At 70.3% G+C, this 15,021-nt stretch carries 14 protein-coding genes; 5 read left to right on the forward strand and 9 right to left on the reverse strand.

Annotated elements, in window-relative coordinates; all coding sequences use genetic code 11:
• Positions 1 to 201 precede the first annotated feature (201 nt).
• The 5 genes from thpD to AB0958_RS21295 form a co-directional block, all read right to left on the reverse strand.
• Entirely contained in the window at positions 202 to 1,101 is a 900-nt protein-coding gene (gene thpD / locus AB0958_RS21275; RefSeq protein WP_366892012.1) for an ectoine hydroxylase, read from the reverse strand.
• A 2-nt stretch (positions 1,102 to 1,103) separates the two neighbouring features.
• Positions 1,104 to 1,502 (reverse strand): ectoine synthase, encoded by a 399-nt coding sequence (locus AB0958_RS21280; RefSeq protein ID WP_132886047.1) that lies wholly within the window; start codon positions 1,500 to 1,502, stop codon positions 1,104 to 1,106.
• 31 nt (positions 1,503 to 1,533) lie between these two features.
• Complete coding sequence (gene ectB, locus AB0958_RS21285) at positions 1,534 to 2,805, reverse strand: diaminobutyrate--2-oxoglutarate transaminase (RefSeq protein ID WP_366892013.1); 1,272 nt, start codon at positions 2,803 to 2,805, stop codon at positions 1,534 to 1,536.
• A 9-nt stretch (positions 2,806 to 2,814) separates the two neighbouring features.
• A complete protein-coding gene (gene ectA / locus AB0958_RS21290) occupies positions 2,815 to 3,330 on the reverse strand; it encodes a diaminobutyrate acetyltransferase (protein ID WP_366892014.1) in 516 nt (171 codons plus the stop codon).
• A gap of 239 nt (positions 3,331 to 3,569) precedes the next feature.
• Complete coding sequence (locus AB0958_RS21295) at positions 3,570 to 4,679, reverse strand: aminotransferase class V-fold PLP-dependent enzyme (protein WP_366892082.1); 1,110 nt, start codon at positions 4,677 to 4,679, stop codon at positions 3,570 to 3,572.
• Positions 4,680 to 4,877: 198 nt separating this feature from the next.
• Here AB0958_RS21295 and AB0958_RS21300 point away from each other — a divergent pair, with 198 nt between their 5' ends.
• The 4 genes from AB0958_RS21300 to AB0958_RS21315 all read left to right on the forward strand — a co-directional run bounded on the left by AB0958_RS21300 (position 4,878) and on the right by AB0958_RS21315 (position 8,500).
• Positions 4,878 to 5,732 carry an ABC transporter substrate-binding protein gene (locus AB0958_RS21300; RefSeq protein ID WP_366892015.1) on the forward strand — a complete coding sequence of 285 codons (855 nt, stop codon included), beginning with the start codon at positions 4,878 to 4,880 and terminating at the stop codon, positions 5,730 to 5,732.
• A complete protein-coding gene (locus tag AB0958_RS21305) occupies positions 5,729 to 6,562 on the forward strand; it encodes an amino acid ABC transporter permease (RefSeq protein WP_366892016.1) in 834 nt (277 codons plus the stop codon). The genes AB0958_RS21300 and AB0958_RS21305 overlap by 4 nt, the downstream gene beginning before the upstream one ends.
• Entirely contained in the window at positions 6,559 to 7,332 is a 774-nt protein-coding gene (locus AB0958_RS21310) for an amino acid ABC transporter ATP-binding protein (protein ID WP_366892017.1), read from the forward strand. Before AB0958_RS21305 ends, AB0958_RS21310 begins: the two co-directional genes overlap by 4 nt.
• A gap of 76 nt (positions 7,333 to 7,408) precedes the next feature.
• The gene (locus AB0958_RS21315) at positions 7,409 to 8,500 is read left to right on the forward strand and encodes an amidohydrolase family protein (RefSeq protein WP_366892018.1); all 1,092 of its coding nucleotides are present in this window, start codon (positions 7,409 to 7,411) and stop codon (positions 8,498 to 8,500) included.
• Positions 8,501 to 8,507: 7 nt separating this feature from the next.
• On the opposite strand, the gene AB0958_RS21320 is transcribed toward AB0958_RS21315, so the two are convergent.
• Genes AB0958_RS21320 through AB0958_RS21335 form a run of 4 tightly spaced genes read right to left on the reverse strand, consistent with a single transcriptional unit; the run spans position 8,508 to position 13,818 of the window.
• Complete coding sequence (locus tag AB0958_RS21320; protein WP_366892019.1) at positions 8,508 to 10,931, reverse strand: AAA family ATPase; 2,424 nt, start codon at positions 10,929 to 10,931, stop codon at positions 8,508 to 8,510.
• A complete protein-coding gene (locus AB0958_RS21325) occupies positions 10,915 to 12,177 on the reverse strand; it encodes a TIR-like protein FxsC (protein ID WP_366892020.1) in 1,263 nt (420 codons plus the stop codon). Before AB0958_RS21325 ends, AB0958_RS21320 begins: the two co-directional genes overlap by 17 nt.
• Before the next feature lie 35 nt (positions 12,178 to 12,212).
• Positions 12,213 to 13,085, reverse strand: coding sequence for a macro domain-containing protein (locus tag AB0958_RS21330; RefSeq protein ID WP_366892021.1), 873 nt, complete (start codon positions 13,083 to 13,085; stop codon positions 12,213 to 12,215).
• Between the two features lie 4 nt (positions 13,086 to 13,089).
• Positions 13,090 to 13,818 carry a hypothetical protein gene (locus AB0958_RS21335; protein ID WP_366892022.1) on the reverse strand — a complete coding sequence of 243 codons (729 nt, stop codon included), beginning with the start codon at positions 13,816 to 13,818 and terminating at the stop codon, positions 13,090 to 13,092.
• Positions 13,819 to 14,038: 220 nt separating this feature from the next.
• Here AB0958_RS21335 and AB0958_RS21340 point away from each other — a divergent pair, with 220 nt between their 5' ends.
• Positions 14,039 to 14,971: an SCO1860 family LAETG-anchored protein gene (locus tag AB0958_RS21340; RefSeq protein ID WP_366892023.1), complete on the forward strand. Its 933-nt coding sequence runs from the start codon at positions 14,039 to 14,041 to the stop codon at positions 14,969 to 14,971.
• The last annotated feature ends 50 nt before the right edge of the window (positions 14,972 to 15,021 follow it).

Here is a 15,021-nt window from a genome sequence, read left to right on the forward strand (position 1 = left end):
CTCCCGTGCTCAGCGGATCGGCGTGAAGTCCCGTGCGCCGATGCTGTGTCGGACTGCCGCTGCGCGGCGGGCGGGCCGGTCGGCGGACTGGTCGGCCTCCCGTGCTCAGCGGATCGGCGTGAAGTCCCGTGCGCCGATGCTGTGTCGGACTGCCGCTGCGCGGCGGGCGGGCCGGTCGGCGGACTGGTCGGTCTCCCGTGCTCAGCGGATCGGCGTGAAGTCCCGTGCGCCGATGAACTCGGGACGTCGCACCGGGGCCGCGAACGGCTCCACCGCCGCGTTCTCCACGCTGTTGAACACGATGAAGACGTTGCTGCGCGGGAACGGCGTGATGTTGTCGCCGGAGCCGTGCATGCAGTTGCAGTCGAACCAGGTCGCCGAACCGGCCCGGCCGGTGAACAGCTTGATGCCGTACTGCGAGGCCATCTCGGTCAGCGCCTCGTCCGAGGGCGTGCCCGCGTCCTGCATCTGCAGCGACTTCTTGTAGTTGTCCTTCGGCGTGGCGCCGGCACAGCCCAGGAACGTGCGGTGCGAGCCCGGCATGATCATCAGGCCGCCGTTGGTGTCGTAGTTCTCGGTCAGGGCGATCGAGACGGACACCGTGCGCATGTTCGGCAGGCCGTCCTCGGCGTGCCAGGTCTCGAAGTCCGAGTGCCAGTAGAAGCCGCTGGCCCCGAACCCCGGCTTGACGTTGATCCGCGACTGGTGGACGTACACGTCCGAGCCGAGGATCTGCCGGGCCCGGCCGACCACCCGCTCGTCGTGCACCAGGTTGGCGAAGACCTCGCTGATCCGGTGCACCTCGAAGACGGAGCGGATCTCCTTGGACTTCGGCTCCACGATGGAGCGGTCGTCCTCGCGGATCGCCGGGTCGGTGACGAGCCGCTCCAGCTCGCGCCGGTACCCGGCGACCTCGTCGTCCGCGAGCAGCTGGTCCACGGCGAGGAAGCCGTCCCGCTCGAAGGCCTCCAGGTCGCCGGTGGCGAACGGTCCGGCCGCACCGGGCGCCGACCAGACGACGGGGTCCTTGCGGGGCACGGAGACCTCGACCGGGCCACGGGTCGGGTACAGGTCGGTGATTGCGGTCGTGGTCGTGGTCATGGTCAGCCCTCCTCCGTCAGCAGGGGATAGACGCCGTTCTCGTCGTGGTCCTCCCGGCCGGTGACCGGCGGGTTGAACACGCAGATGCAGCGGAAGTCCTCCTTGACGCGCAGCGTGTGCCGCTCGTGCCCGTCGAGGAGGTACATGGTGCCGGGCGTGATCGTGTACGACGTCCCGGTCTCGCGGTCGGTCAGCTCGGCCTCGCCCTCGACGCAGACGACGGCCTCGATGTGGTTGGCGTACCACATCGACGTCTCCGTGCCCGCGTACAGGATCGTCTCGTGCAGCGAGAAGCCGACCCGCTCCTTGGCCAGGACGATGCGTTTGCTCTCCCAGGTCCCCGACGCGGACCTCACGTGGCGGTCGGTGCCTTCGATTTCCTTGAACGATCGGACGATCACGGTGCTGTACAGCCTCCTTGCTTGATCCTGGTCAGACGGTTTCCCGGACGGCCCGGGCGAGGATGCTGAGCCCCTCGTCCAGTTCCTCCGGCGTGATGGTCAGGGCGGGCAGCAGCTTGACGACCTCGCTCTCCGGGCCCGACGTCTCGATGAGCAGCCCGAGTTCGAAGGCGCGCTTGGCGACCCGCCCGGCGCGCTCCTTGTCGTGGAACTCCAGGCCCCACACCAGTCCCCGGCCCCGGTACTCCCGCACGTCGGCGAGGTTCTCCTCGACGATGGCGATGAGCCCCTGCTCGACCTGCTCGCCCTTGGTCCGGGTCTGCTTCTCCATCGCCGAACCGTCGGTCCAGTAGGACTCCAGGGTGGCGGTCGCGGTGACGAAGGCGGGGTTGTTGCCGCGGAAGGTGCCGTTGTGCTCGCCCGGCTCCCACACGTCCAGCTCGGGCTTGAACAGGCACAGCGACATGGGCAGTCCGTACCCGCTGATCGACTTCGAGACGGTGACGATGTCGGGGACGATGCCGGACTCCTCGAAGGAGAAGAAGGCGCCGGTGCGGCCGCAGCCCATCTGGATGTCGTCGACGATCAGCAGCATGTCCTGCCGCTCGCACAGCTCCTTGAGGGCGCGCAGCCACTCGGGCCGGGCCACGTTGATGCCGCCCTCGCCCTGCACGGTCTCCACGATCACCGCGGCGGGCTTGTTGAGCCCGGACCCCTGGTCCTCCAGGAGCCGCTCGAACCACAGGAAGTCCGGCACGGTCCCGTCGAAGTAGTTGTCGAACGGCATCGGCGTGCCGTGCACCAGCGGAACGCCCGCCCCGGCCCGCTTGAAGGCGTTGCCGGTGACGGCGAGCGACCCGAGGGACATCCCGTGGAAGGCGTTGGTGAACGACACGATAGCCTCGCGCCCCTTCACCTTGCGGGCGAGTTTCAGCGCCGACTCCACGGCGTTGGTGCCCGTCGGCCCGGGGAACATGACCTTGTACGGCAGGTCGCGCGGGCGCAGCACCAGGTCCTGGAAGGTCTTCAGGAACGACCGCTTGGCCGTGGTCGACATGTCGAGGCCGTGGGTGACCCCGTCCCGTTCCAGATAGTCGAGCAACGCCCGTTTCAGCACGGGGTTGTTGTGGCCGTAGTTGAGTGAACCGGCGCCGGCGAAGAAGTCGAGGTACTCGCGTCCGTCCTCGTCGTACATGCGGCTGCCCCGGGCCCGGTCGAACACGGTCGGCCAGCTGCGGCAGTAGCTGCGGACCTCGGACTCCAGGGTCTCGAAGACGCTGAGATCAGGCTGGGTGATGGTCACGAGGGCTCCTCAGTGCGATGTGGGGGTCAAGGGGCCTATGCGGTACAGGACTTCGGGGTCGTGCGGACCGTCGGGGAACTCGCCGGCCTCGAACAGCACCGTGCGCTCGACGGTGGCGCCGTGCCGGGCGGCGTACGACGTGAACAGCCGCTCGGAGGCCGTGTTGCCGGGGGTGATCGTGGTCTCCATGGCGCTGAGCGGGCGCTGTGCGGCCACCTGCGCCGTGAGGCCGTCCAGCAGCCGTGCCGCGATCCCGCGCCCGCGCTGCGCGGCGTCGACGGCCACCTGCCAGACGAGGAGGGTGTCCGGGCGGTCCGGACGGCGGTATCCGGTCACGAACCCGACGGGCTCGCCGTCCGCGCCGCGGGCCACCGCGGAGGTGTCGGCGAAGTCCCGGCACCACAGCAGATAGCTGTACGAGGAGTTCAGATCGAGGTTTCCGGAATCCTTGGCTATACGCCAGAGAGCGGCGCCGTCGGTCACCGAAGGGCGGTCGACGATCAGGTCTGCTTGTGGGGCAGTCATGCGGATTGAATTTAGCGAGGCAAATGCAAAAATGCACGGCAGGGGGGCCGATCGCCCCGCCTTGCCGCGCCCCGATGTCCGTATATGTCCCACCGCAAAACGGGCATATCGCTCTGTTTTGTGGAGTGTGTCACAGGGTTGAAACCCGGACGAAATTTCCCTCGTTTAGCTCCGCAAAAATCGGGCAGAAGAACTCAGATAAGCCATCCATGAAAAAGTAATTCGGAATTGCCTTGAATTCAGGACCCGGTAACCCAGACGGACTCCACCGACTGCCGAGCCCCCTCCAGGTCCACCGGCAGCCCCTGCTTCGCCAGGCCCGCCCCGATCGCCGCCAGGCTCGACTGGACGGCGCCGACCGTCGCGTCCGTCCCGTAGTGGTTGACCCGGATCATCTCCCCGGCCAGCGCGCCCCCGCCCGCGGCCAGCGGCAGCGTGCCGTCGCCCGCCAGGGCACCCGCGACCAGTTCCGAGGCCACCACGCCCGGCGGCACCCGCAGGGTCGTCGCCACCGGCGCCGCGTCGGCCTCCTCGTACACGTACGGCTCCAGGCCGCCGCCGAGCGCCACCGCGCCGGCCCGCGTCGCCAGCGCCGCCCTGCGGTGCCGGGCCATCACGGTTGCTGGGCCGTCCGCCTCGATCCGCTCCACGCACGCCTCCAGCGCCAGCATCTCCAGCTGCGCCGGAGCGTGCGGCAGCACCCTGCGGCCGCCGTCGATCCAGCGCTCCTTCCAGTCGAGGAGCGAGAGGTAGGAGTGGCGCGGGGCCCGCGGGTTCGCCGCCATCCGGGCCCAGGCCCGCTCGCTCACCGACACCGCCGACACGCCGGCCGGGCCGCCCATCGCCTTCTGCGCGCCGATCACGCACAGGTCCACACCCCAGGCGTCCGGCAGCACCGGTTCGGCCCCGACCGAGGCCACCGCGTCCAGGTAGAAGAGGGCGCCTTGCTCCCGTACCGCCTCACCGATCTCGGCGACCGGGTTGGTGTTGCCGGTCGCCGCCTCCGCGTGCACCAGGGAGACGAAGTCGATCTCCGGGTGCGCGGCGAACGCCGACCGGATCTCCTCGGCCGTCACCGCCGTGTGGAACGGCACCGCCAGGTCGATCACGGTCGCGCCGCAGTCCCGCAGCCAGTTCCCGAAGGTCTGACCGTAGGGGCCGGTGACCACGTTCAGTGCGGTGGTGTCCGGACCGGCCGTCGACCTGATCGCGCCCTCCAGCGGCAGCAGCGCCTCGCCCTGCATGATCACGACGTCCTGGCGGGTATCCATCAGCCGGGCCACCCGGTCCTCGATCGCGGCGAAGTGCGCGGCGCTCAGCGGGGGCAGGTCGAGGAAGGGGTGGGTCACGGCGGTGCTCTCTTCGCTCACGGAGGGACAGATCACCACGAGCGTAACGGGCAGCTGTCGACCGCCTTTGACCGGCGACTTCTGAGGGTGAACGGGGTCGTTACCAGCAGATTGATTTGAGAGAACCAAACATCTCCTTATAATCGGAAGTCGCAGAACCGGAATGCACAGCTCCAACACAGACTCACAGGAGGTCCCGTGACCACGCTCCTCGGGCGCCGCCGGGCTCGCGCCCTGGCCGCCGCCACCGCCGCGGCCGGGCTGGCCCTCGTGGCCGGCTGCACGTCGAGCGGCAACGGCTCCAGCGCCTCCAGGACCGCCGCGGGCGGCGTCGAACTCGTCAAGGCCGGTCAGCTCACCACCTGCACCCACCTGCCCTACCCGCCGTTCCAGTCGGAGATCAACGGCAAGGTGCAGGGCTTCGACGTGTCGATGGTCGACCTGGTCGCCAAGGACCTCGGCGTGAAGCAGCAGATCCTCGACACCCCGTTCGAGAACTTCAAGACCGGCGCCTTCCTCAACTCCGGCCAGTGCGACCTGGCCGCGGCCGGCATGACCATCACCGCCGAGCGCAAGAAGAACGTCGACTTCTCCGACCCCTACTTCGACGCCACCCAGGCCCTCCTCGTCGCCAAGAACAGCGGCATCACCTCGCTCGCCGACGCCAAGGCCAAGGGGGCCAGGCTGGGTGCCCAGGCGCAGACCACCGGTGAGGACTACGCCAGGAAGCAGGGCTTCGACCCGGTCTCCTTCGAGTCCTCCGACGCGGTCCTCAACGGACTGCGCACCGGCCAGGTCAAGGCCGTCATCATCGACTACCCGGTGGTCCAGGGCTGGCTCAAGGACAAGGCCAACGCGGACGCCTTCCGGCTCGCGGGCAACATCAACACCGGCGAGCAGTACGGCTTCACGGTGAAGAAGGGCAACACCAAGCTGCTCGCGGCCGTCAACAAGGCGATCTCCGACGCCAAGGCCGACGGCACGTACAAGAAGCTGTACGAGAAGTGGATCGGCCCGTACGACGCGAAGGCCGCGTCACCCGCCGCCTCATGACCGCCGCCGACACCGAACTCCAGCCTCGCCGCAAGGGCCTGAGCCGGCGGCAGAAGCGCAGCCTGTCGCGCGGGGCGCAGTACGTCGTCTTCGTCGCCGCCGTGATCGCCTTCGCGGTCGGCGCCGACTGGGGACGGCTCCAGAACCAGTTCGCCCAGTGGGACATCGCCCGGCAGATGTTCCCGGACGTCATCACGCTCGCGCTGAAGAACACCGTGCTCTACACGGTGTCCGGCTTCGTCGTCGGACTCACCCTCGGCATGGTGATCGCGCTGATGCGGCTGTCCTCGGTGGGTCCCTACCGCTGGCTGGCCGGTCTCTACATCGAGATCTTCCGCGGTCTGCCCGCCCTGCTGATCTTCATCTTCATCGGGGTCGCCGTCCCGCTCGCCTTCCCCGGCACGGAGATCATCGGCGGCACCTACGGCAAGGTGGCCCTCGCCCTCGGCCTGGTCGCCGCCGCCTACATGGCGGAGACCATCCGCGCGGGCATCCAGGCGGTTCCCAAGGGCCAGCTGGAGGCGGCCCGTTCGCTCGGCTTCTCACCCGCCCGCGCCATGGTCTCGATCGTCGTCCCGCAGGCGTTCCGGATCATCCTGCCGCCCCTGACCAACGAACTGGTGCTGCTCTTCAAGGACTCCTCCCTGGTCCTCTTCCTCGGCGTCACCCTGGAGGAGCGCGAACTGTCCAAGTACGGCCGCGACCTGGCCAGTACGACCGCCAACTCCACGCCCATCCTCGTGGCCGGCCTGTGCTACCTGCTGGTCACGATCCCGCTCGGCTTCGTCGTGCGCCGCATGGAGGCCAAGGCCCAGGAGGCCGTGCGATGAGCCGACCCGAGATCGAGGTGAAGGGCCTGCACAAGTCCTTCGGCGACAACGAGGTGCTGCGCGGCATCGACCTGGAGATCGGCCGGGGCGAGGTCGTGTGCGTGATCGGCCCGTCCGGCTCCGGCAAGTCGACCCTGCTCCGGTGCGTCAACCTCCTCGAAGAGCCCACCCGGGGCAAGGTGTTCGTCGGCGGCACCGAACTGACCGACCCCGACGTCGACATCGACGCCGTGCGCCGCCGGATCGGCATGGTCTTCCAGCAGTTCAACCTCTTCCCGCACCTCACCGTCACCGAGAACCTCACGCTGCCGCAGCGCAGGGTGCTCCGCCGCGACAAGGCGCAGGCCGCGCGCGTCGCCGCCGAGAACCTCGCACGGGTCGGCCTGTCCGAGAAGGCCGACGCCTACCCGGCCTCCCTCTCCGGCGGCCAGCAGCAGCGCGTGGCCATCGCCCGCTCGCTGTCGATGGGCCCGGAGGTGATGCTCTTCGACGAGCCCACCTCGGCACTCGACCCGGAACTGGTCGGCGACGTCCTCGCGGTGATGCGGATGCTCGCGGACGAGGGCATGACGATGATGGTCGTCACCCACGAGATGACCTTCGCCCGCGAGGTCGCCGACCGGGTCGTCTTCATGGACGGCGGAGTGATCGTCGAGGACGGTACCCCCGGCCAGGTCATCGGCGACCCGACCCACGCCCGCACCCGCCACTTCCTGTCGCGGCTGCTCGACCCGGCCATGGCCCAGGTGGAGGAGGAGACCCCGGACTAGTCCGGCCCCGGGCGGGCGGGGGCCGGCTGCTGGGCCGTATCGATGAGGGGCTCCCCGTCGTCCTAGGCTGACCCCCATGAGCGATCAGGCGGTGCTGCACGTGAAGGGCCGGGTCCTCGCGGGGCCCGAGGACGTCCGCGACGAACTGTGGGTGGTGGGCGGCCGGGTCTCCTACGACCGCCCCGCCGGCGCCCGTGACATCCGGACCGTCACGGGCTGGGCGCTCCCCGGCCTCGTCGACGCCCACTGCCATGTCGGCCTCGGACCGCACGGCCCGGTCGACGCGGCGACCGCCGAGAAGCAGGCCCGCACTGACCGCGAGGCCGGCACCCTCCTCATCCGGGACGCCGGGTCGCCCTCCGACACCCGCTGGGTCGACGACCGCGACGACCTCCCGAAGATCATCCGGGCCGGCCGGCACATCGCGCGCACCCGCCGCTACATAAGGAACTTCGCCCACGAGATCGAACCGGCCGACCTGGTCGCGTACGTCGCCCAGGAGGCCCGGCGCGGCGACGGCTGGGTCAAGCTGGTCGGCGACTGGATCGACCGCGACCTCGGCGACCTCGCCCCCAGCTGGCCCCGCGACGCGGTCGAGGCGGCCATCGCCGAGGCCCACCGGCTCGGCGCCCGGGTCACCGCGCACTGCTTCGCCGAGGACTCCCTCCAGGACCTGGTCGAGGCCGGCATCGACTGCGTCGAGCACGCGACGGGTCTGACGGAGGACCTCATCCCCCTGTTCGCCGCACGGGGCGTCGCGATCGTCCCGACCCTCGTCAACATCGCGACCTTCCCGCGTCTCGCGGCCGGCGGCGACGAGAAGTTCCCGCGCTGGTCGGCCCATATGCGCCGGCTCCACGAGCGCCGCTACGACACCGTGCGCGGCGCCTACGACGCCGGCATCCCGGTGTACGTCGGCACGGACGCCGGCGGCAGCCTCGCCCACGGCCTGGTCGCCGACGAGGTCGCCGAACTGGTCACCGCCGGCATCCCGCCCCTCGACGCGCTCGCCGCCACCAGCTGGGCGGCCCGCGCCTGGCTCGGCAGGCCCGGACTGGAGGAGGGCGCCCCGGCGGACCTGGTGGTGTACGAGAGCGACCCGCGCGCCGACGTACGCGTCCTGGCGTCCCCCCGGCGGGTGGTGCTGAACGGGGCGGCGGTCGCCTGAGCGGGGGTCAGGCGACTGCCGAGTGCAGGAGACTGTGCAGGTCGCGCCGGGCTGACTCCTGCTCCTCCGGACCGAGGTCCGCGAGCACGACGGTCTGTACGAGCCGGTGAACTCTGAGTGTGTCCTTCCCGAGGCGGTCGACCTCCGCCAGACAGAACCGCTCCAGGTCGGCGACGAGGCCTTCGAGCTGGGACCGAGCCCGCAGCGCGGGGTCGTGCCGGCGCAGCACGGCGAGGGCCTCGGCGCCGCACACGGTCTCCAACGACAGTTGCAGGGGCCAGAAACAGCAGCACAGCTGGAGCAGACGGCAGGCGGCGGGCGATCTCTTTCGCAGAGCGGCCTGTGCCATCCTCGTCGGCGCCTGGGCCGCCACCGCCCTCGGGACACCCGAACCGGGGGCCGGCTCGGCGGGGCCCAGTTCGCCGAGGCACTCGTCCACCGTGCCGCCGGTCGCCGCCAGCCACGCGCCGACCTGGTCGAGGGCGAGTGGAGGCAGCTCGCCGAGAGTCCTGGCGAGGTCGGTGGCCGCGAGGGCGCTCAGTCCCGGCGCCCGGCCCCGCAGCAGTTCCACCCGTCTGATCGGCGCGATGTGGTCCAGCAGCACGGTGTGGGCCCGGTTTTCCCAAGCGGCGTCACGCACCGTGAGCAGCACCCGGCCCGGTTCCGACGGCAGCAGTCCGGCCAGTTCCTCCGGGTCGGCGGCGTCGTCGTACACCAGGAGCCAGCGGGCGTACGGTTGCCCGTCCTGAAGGCGGGACAGCGCCTCGGTGGCGCTGTCCTCGGCACTGTCCTGCGGCGCCAGCCCCAGAGCCGTAGCCAGCCGGGCCAGTGACTGCGTCGCGAGTCGGCGCTCCACCCCGCGCACCCACCACACCAGGTCGTAGTCCGCACGGAACCGGTGCACGTACTCGACGGCCAGCTGACGGCGGCCCATCCCCATCCCCGTGGCGCGCACGGCCACCCGGCGGCTGACACCCAGGGCGTCGTGCACGGTGTCCAGCAGGACGTCCCGTCCGAGGAAGCGCGGGTTGCGCGGCGGCGCCTCACGGACCGCCGGCAGATGGTTCGGGAAACCGGGAGCGGTATCGGCCGTGAAGGCGCAATCCCTGGCGTCGACGGAGCGCAGCACGGCCGTCCGTGCCTGTTCCTCGTCGAGCCCGGTGAGTTCGACGGGGGCGAGCCGCGCGAACGGCGGTGTCGGCGCCGCCGAGTCGTCGATGCGCAGCAGCACGGGTGGGGGCCCACCCTCGGCGGAGGGCCAGTCCGCGCCGGAGCGCGGGGAGCCCAGGAACGCCGACGACAGCAAGATCACCGTGCGTGGGGCGGCGCCCTCCTGCCGGCCGGCGTCGAAGGCCGAGGGGGCCACCTGGAAACCGGCCTGCGTCAGCACGTGCCGCACCCAGTCTGCCCACATCCGGTCCTGGGGCGCCGAGAGCAGCACGAGCGGTGTCGTCTCGGGAGCCAACGGACGCCGGAACGCCCCGAGATGGTACTTGCGCAGGCTCTCGTCGAGCTCGGGCAGCCGCGTCACCCGCCCTCCGGTGATCGCCGCGGTCAGTCTCTCGTAAGCCGACAGCAGGCTGTCCGTCTCACCGGGTGGGTCCTTGAAGGTGGCCAGCACCTCCTCGTGCTCGTAGCCCGTGCGATGGGGGATGCGGTTCTCCTGCCAGTAGCGGTGGGCGGCGTCCGCGGACAGCCCGTGTGGCAGGCCCGCGAAGCGTGCCCTGGCCATCGCTTGGCCCGCCGCGAAGGCCGCTCTACGTGCCGTGTTGACCCGCATCGGCACGGGCAGGATGCGGATCTCCCGGCTCCCCGGCTTCCCCAGCACGTGCTGCGCGGTCAGCGCCGCGCCGTCGATGCTCTGGTCGTTGAGGGTGAAGCAGCTGACGAGGGTGTCCGGCAGCTCGCGGATGCAGATGTCGACCGCGCTGCCCATGCCGGACCGGCTGTCGATCAGCACGAAGTCGTAGTCGCGTTGCCAGCGTTCCCGCAGCGCCTTCAGGAAGCGGCCGTCGAGTTCGTTCCAGCGGAACGACTGGAGTGTCGCGTGGTAGTTGCGGTCCTGCCGGCCCGCCGGGAGACAGTTCAGCCAGCCAGGGCCGGGGAAGGCCCATTTGACGGACACGGCGTGCTCGACGTCGGCCTGCCGCCGGTAGAAGCCCTCGTCGGGCAGTCCCCGGCGGCGTGCCGCGTCCGCGAAGTCCGCGAACAGGTCGATCAGGCCCGGGGTCGTGCCGAGCGCCCCCGGGGGAAGGAAGGGCTTGAAGTAACGGGGCAGTCCGCCCGGCGTCTCCAGGTCCCAGTCCACGGCCAGCACACGGTGGCCGTTGGCAGCCAGGATCCAAGCCACGTTGGCCAGCGCCATGGTCCGTCCGACGCCGCCCTTGTACGAGTAGAAGGTGATGATCCTCCCGTCACGGTTCTCTGTCACCGGAGTCCTCCGGGGAGACGAGGGGAGCCGTGAGCCTGGGACGAGGCCGCGCGGGCGGAGCGGAGACGGCGACGTGCCGGGCGAACTCCGCGTAGGCGTGCCGGACGAGCAGGCTGAGCGCGTCGGGGAACGACTCCTGGCTGCCGACCCCGGAGACGGATGCCCTGGACACCGCCCGGGTGAACCGGATGAGCTGCGGAATCACGTTCTCCAGCCGGGCGGGATCGGGCGCCCCCGGGGCAAGGGCGTCAGGATCCTGGCGGTTCCAGGGGATCATCACCCGGGTCCATGGGGTGGCCCGCTTGTCGAACCACGACAGCTTGGCGCTCAGCTCCGGGTCCAGCAGAGCCCAGGGATCCACCAGCAGCAGAGTGGGGCCGCGGGACGGACTGAAACCGCTCGACCGGTCGAGGGCCTCGTCCAGGGAGTACACCTCGACATGGAGTCCGAGGAGGCGGTTCAGCTCCTCCGCGAACATCGCCAACGGCCGAGTGGTGAACGGATGGTAGGGGTTCCAGTCGACTTCCCGCGCGCCGTAGGCTCCCCCGTCGCGGCCGTCGGGCAGCTGGTCCTGCCGGGCTGCGGCGACCACGATGCTCAGGGGCCGGAGCTCGCGGTGCCGGTCGAAAGCGCTCGGTAGATCCTCGAACACCGGTGGTGCGGACGGGGGAAGCCGGCTCGCACGGGCCACCCGGACGATCCGCTCGGACAGTTCGAAGACGGCCTCTTCGTAGTCGTCCCGCAGCCGGCTGAGTTTGATCAGACCGTACAGCCCGTTGTTCTCGTAGCGCTGGTTGAACGAGGAGAAGTCGAGGTGCAGGTGCCGGGCGGAGTCGGGGAGCTGCTCGAAGTCGACGCGGGTCCACAGCGCCGGGACGATCCCGAGCGGTTCGCGGGCACCGGCCGCCGTCGCCCGCACGACGCGCTCGTTGAACGCGTACCACTCACGTCCGCACATCTCGTTGGAGAAGTAGCGCGGCGAGAGCAGCGGCACGAAGACCCGGCAGGTGGCGAGGCTCCTGCTGAGCGTCTCGGACCAGCTTTCCCCGACCCGCAGCGTCCGGTCCATGAAGCCCACCTGCGATCCGGCGGGGAGGTCGGTGAGGGCCATGATGTGCTCGCAGAGATCCCGATACAGCAGATGCACCCAGTGGTCGGGGTCGCCGCCCTCGGAGCCCCAGGACGGAGTACGGGCGTAGCTCAGAAAGAAGTACGGGCCAGACCGGTCCGCCGGCGTCCCACGCATCCGCTCCCGCCTCCTCCTCCTACGCTGCCGTCGTCTCACAACGACCGCAGGAAGACCCCGAGTTCGAGCATGTCAATACGGTAGTAGTCCCGGGGATGCACCACCACGGTCAAAGACCGGCACACCCCCCGCGCCCGGGCGTGCGCCACGAAAGACAGCAGGATCATCTTCAGCAGGCTCGCGTGGTCCATGTTGTTGATGCGTGCGAGATCCGACCCGGTGATGGGCATGGCGACCTCATCGCGGTACCCGTGCAGGCGGATCGTCTCCCACAGCTGCGCGAGGCCGCTCCAGAGCTGCTCCGTGCTGCAACTGGTGGCCAGGTCGTTGTTCAACCGCCCGTAGGCAGCGCAGAAGTAGCTGCGTTGCGAGTCCTTGAGGACGGCGACCGTACCCACGGGATAGCGCACCAGTTTCCCGATCCGCTTCGTCTCCCGTGTCTCCCGGCCCACCGGGGAAACCTGCGCGAGGGCGTCCTCCAGCAGGGCGTCCAGCAGAGCGACGTCCCCTGAGTGCACCCGGTGCAGGAACTGTCCCTGGACGCTGCGGCGGGCGACCAGGGCCTCGTCGGCGGTGTCGGTGTCGAACGTGTCCGTGAAGCCGACGACCAGGTGACACGTGCGGTCGAACAGGTCGCCCACCTCGACGGTCACGGTGAAGTCGGGATGGGTGAAGTCGCGGCTGACCCTGTCCCTGGGCCGGGCGAGCACGATCGCCGCCGCGAACGCGAGCGCCGCGATCCCGAGAAAGGCGGGCCAGCGGACCAGGGCGAGGTCGGGCCAGAAGGCCAGCACGAGTTGGGCGGTACCGGCCAGCACACCGAACTGGACGGCACAGGTACGCCCCAGCAGAGCGAGTCCGTGTCGCGTGCCGAACAACGTCCGCAGGCGCTCGCTCGGGCGGGCCACCGGGTCAGCTCCCGGATCCCGGTTCCGGGCGGGTCTCGGGCTGCTCCGGAGCGGCGAACAGGCCGTCGAAGAGGACCTTCGCGTGCTGTCTCGACTGCTCGGCCCGCAGACCGTCCACCGTGCGTTCCAACGCGGTGATGCGGTCGACCTGGTTGCGCAGGAGGGAGAGCATCTGGTCCTGGACCTCCTCGGCGGAGGGCCGCGGAGCAGGCACGGTCTGCTGCTCCTTCTTCGCCCTCTGCGCGATCTCCTCGAGGCCGTCCCTCAGCTCCGGCCAGTACTTGCCGAAAAGGTCTTCCAGGCGTTTCTCGTCGGCCGGTGGATCACACAGCTTGTTGATGGTCTTGATCAGGCTGAGCACATCCTCCTCGCTCTCCGCCGACGTGGCCTGGAACTGGGTGAGCGGGGTGCCCACCAGATCCGCCACCGTGGTCCCGAGCAGAAGGAGCGGGGCGAGCTTCGGCTTGCCCACTTCGAGGGAGAGCGCGCCGGCCTCGAAGTGGATCCACGGTTCGGTGCGGTTCTCCGGCGTGACACACACGATGCCGAACTGGGAGTCCCGCAACTGCGCGGCGATCGCGTCGTATCCGCGGTCGCCCTTGGCGATGTCCTCCGACGACACGAACGGTTCGACGAGGTGGTTGAAGTGAGGCAGCTTGTCGCGCAGCAGCAGGGCGCACTTCTGTGCGGGCACCCCGGACCAGCTCACGAAGACCTTGAACTTCTTCGGCATGGCGTTCCCCCGTAAGACGCATGCAGCAGGACCCGATCGTAGCCACTCGCAGGCGGGAGAGGTAAGCCGGTGAGGCCGGGGCACCTTCCGGTCCGTTGATTCGAAAACGTTCACGGGAGACTCGCGTTTGGGTGAACTCCATTCGGATCGCGGACGGTTCACCCGTACTGCGTAATTCTTGGCGGGTCCCGAGCACGTTCCCTCTGGGGGTCCCACCACCTTGAACAGTGACCGCTTCCGTATGCCCGCACGCCGTCTCGCGACCGTCGCGGCGGCCACGGCCCTGGCCGCCGGTCCCGCGGCCCTGGCCGGCGCGGGCGCCGCACACGCCACCACCGGCCGAGGCCACGCGAGCGCGGCCGTCCTGCGCACCGGCCTCGACGTCTCCCTCCTCGGCAGGACCGCGAACGTCCCGCTCGCGGTCGCCCTGAACGAGGTGCAGGCACCGCGGAGCGCCGACCGGACCGCGCTGACCGCCACGCTCGACGGAGTGGACGGCGGCAAGCCGTTCGACGTCCTCGGCGCGGACGTGGCCTCCGCGCGGGCGACCGTCTCCGACGGCCGGGCCGAGGCCTCCGTCCACCTCACCCACGCCCGGCTGCACCTGCCGGGCCTGCCCCTGCTGTCCCTCGTCGACCTGGACGCCGTGACGTCCCGGGCGACCTGCGAGAGCGGCAGGCGCCCGCAGGCCACGTCGAACGTGCTCGGTGCCGTCACCGTCCTCGGCAAGCGCGTGACGCTGAGCGCGACCGGCCCCACCGACGTCAAGGTCCCCGGCGTCGGCGAGGTCCGCCTGGACTTCGCCAAGGCCGTGACGGCGTCGGGCCGGGCGGCGGCGAGCGCCCTCGAACTCACGGTCTCCGTCAACCCGCTACGGCTCAACGTGGCCGACGTGAAGGGCACCCTGACCCTGGCGAAGGTGACCTGCGAGACGCCGAAGCCCCCGGCCGACCCCGCCGACGCCGCCGACCCCGCCGACGCCGCCGACCCGCCGAGCCCCGTGACCGACATCAGGCCCCAGAGCGCCCCGGCGCCGAGGACGAAGCTGGCGGAGACGGGCGGCAGTTCGGTGACACCGTACCTGGCGGGAGGGGCGCTGGCGCTCCTCGTGGCCGGAGGCGGAGCGGTGACGTTGCACCTACGACGCCGATAGCGCCCTCTCAGGGGTGCGGGGCGGCAGCCGACGTGCGGCTGCCGCCCCGC

It is taken from the genome of Streptomyces sp. NPDC006655 (assembly GCF_040703965.1).
Classification (GTDB): Bacteria; Actinomycetota; Actinomycetes; order Streptomycetales; family Streptomycetaceae; genus Streptomyces.

Bases quoted from the DNA above. Each gene is read 5' to 3' on its own strand.
- thpD (WP_366892012.1), bottom strand. From the start codon at position 1,101: ATGACCACGACCACGACCGCAATCACCGACCTGTACCCGACCCGTGGC.
- ectA (WP_366892014.1), bottom strand. From the start codon at position 3,330: ATGACTGCCCCACAAGCAGACCTGATCGTCGACCGCCCTTCGGTGACC.
- AB0958_RS21305 (WP_366892016.1), top strand. From the start codon at position 5,729: ATGACCGCCGCCGACACCGAACTCCAGCCTCGCCGCAAGGGCCTGAGC.
- AB0958_RS21310 (WP_366892017.1), top strand. From the start codon at position 6,559: ATGAGCCGACCCGAGATCGAGGTGAAGGGCCTGCACAAGTCCTTCGGC.
- AB0958_RS21315 (WP_366892018.1), top strand. From the start codon at position 7,409: ATGAGCGATCAGGCGGTGCTGCACGTGAAGGGCCGGGTCCTCGCGGGG.
- AB0958_RS21325 (WP_366892020.1), bottom strand. From the start codon at position 12,177: ATGCGTGGGACGCCGGCGGACCGGTCTGGCCCGTACTTCTTTCTGAGC.
- AB0958_RS21335 (WP_366892022.1), bottom strand. From the start codon at position 13,818: ATGCCGAAGAAGTTCAAGGTCTTCGTGAGCTGGTCCGGGGTGCCCGCA.